General features: G+C 35.7%; 2 protein-coding genes. Both read left to right on the forward strand.

Annotation, left to right across the window (positions count from 1 at the left end):
* The first annotated feature begins 223 nt into the window (after window positions 1-223).
* Entirely contained in the window at window positions 224-508 is a 285-nt protein-coding gene (locus H540_RS30675) for a hypothetical protein (protein WP_034671728.1), read from the forward strand.
* Between the two features lie 518 nt (window positions 509-1,026).
* Window positions 1,027-1,395, forward strand: a complete 369-nt coding sequence (locus H540_RS0122210) for a hypothetical protein (RefSeq protein WP_028402430.1) — start codon at window positions 1,027-1,029, stop codon at window positions 1,393-1,395.
* The last annotated feature ends 194 nt before the right edge of the window (window positions 1,396-1,589 follow it).

A 1,589-nucleotide genomic window follows, 5' to 3' on the forward strand; every position in this document is an offset into this window, starting at 1 on the left:
ATATGACTCCTCAAGCTTTCGAGGATCAAGCTCGAAAGTCAGCATAATCCTCACATTTTTGTGTCCAACTTATTGACTCAAATCCACCCAATAAGGTGGGGAAAAATCGGGTTTTTGGTTCGTTATAATCCTTAGTGTGGTTTTTTTTCGATTTTGGCGGTACCCCTTGTAGAATTTGCGAAATCAATATAAATTAAATGAAATGATTGGAGGTGTTTGAAGTATGAAAACTAAGAAAGACATAGCCGCTACGCTTTCTAGATTCACTCAGATTGCTTCTTACGATGAAAAGCTAGGAAAGTACTATCTTGTATTCTCTGACAAAAAGAGAAAGGGAGTCTACACGCTGATGTTAAAAGAAAAGCAGTGGAGTATTCACGGCAGAGGATTAGGGTATTGTGACGAAAATGAAACCTTTCTGGAAGAGAAAGAACTGCTTCAATTCCTTTGGATCCATCGGGCAGCTTTTCGGCAGAGTGTGCTGACGTTGCAGGAAACAGGTAGCTAATGAACAAAGAGCTGATTCCGACTACTCGAAATCGAGGTCCCATCCTATGTTCATATTTCAAAAATACAAAAAGAGCCATTAAGTGGCTCTTTTTGCATGTAAAGGTATTTTGTGTAAAATGTCGATTCGAATTCATAATAATTCAGATAAAAAGGTAATTTCAAGCGGTAAAATATTACATTTAATCGATAAGGAAACAAATGACAACATCCCTCCCGGCCGTTGATATATGCAGGATTTTATACAGTTTTTCGGCATATCTAGAACATGACCAGAGAGCCAAAACCCACACCATTGCGGCAATGTATAGAACCCTGCATATTTGATAATTTCAGATATTCTAAGAAATGTTGATATCATGGGGATGGTGGGGATAAGGAACTTCCGATAATGAGATGTTATGTAAACTTCACATGAATACGATATACATACAAAAATACACAACAAATTGCTTTTTTTGAATGGTACAATAAGGAAAAAAGGATAAAAACAACTTTTTGATGTGAAGGGAGAAGGAGATGAATTATTTTTGTAGATCTATTGTTCTCGGAATCGCATTACTGTTATTGGCATCCTGTCAGCAAAAGACAATGACATTTCAAGAAATCTTTCCTGTCGAACATGTTACGAAGCTGGAGATTACAATAGGCAAGGGAGAAAAGAAAATCATTACTGATGAAACAAAGATTAATAATTGGCTAAAAGAAGTGAAAGAAACAAAGTTCACTCCAAAGAAAAAGCAAGAAGCAATGGTAGGTTATCTATATGCTGTAAAAATGTACGATGAGGAGAAAGAGGTAGGGGCTTTTACAACCTCTAAAGTCAAGGATTATTATTATGAGCCTAATGCCGATTTTGAAGGGAAAATTACAAAATTATTGAATTAAAGCGACTTCCGATAACGTGCGTTATGTAAACTAAAACCAAGAGAAGAATCAATTATTGATTCTTCTCTTGATCTAGAACATGGACAACATATGTACATGTTACTTCCGATAATGACATGTTATGTAAACCTCACATGGATATGATATTCATACATTCATACCTAAACACACAAAAAGCTCTCTAAATTTTGAAG

It is taken from the genome of Ectobacillus panaciterrae DSM 19096, assembly GCF_000430785.1.
Lineage (GTDB): Bacteria > Bacillota > Bacilli > Bacillales > Bacillaceae_G > Ectobacillus > Ectobacillus panaciterrae.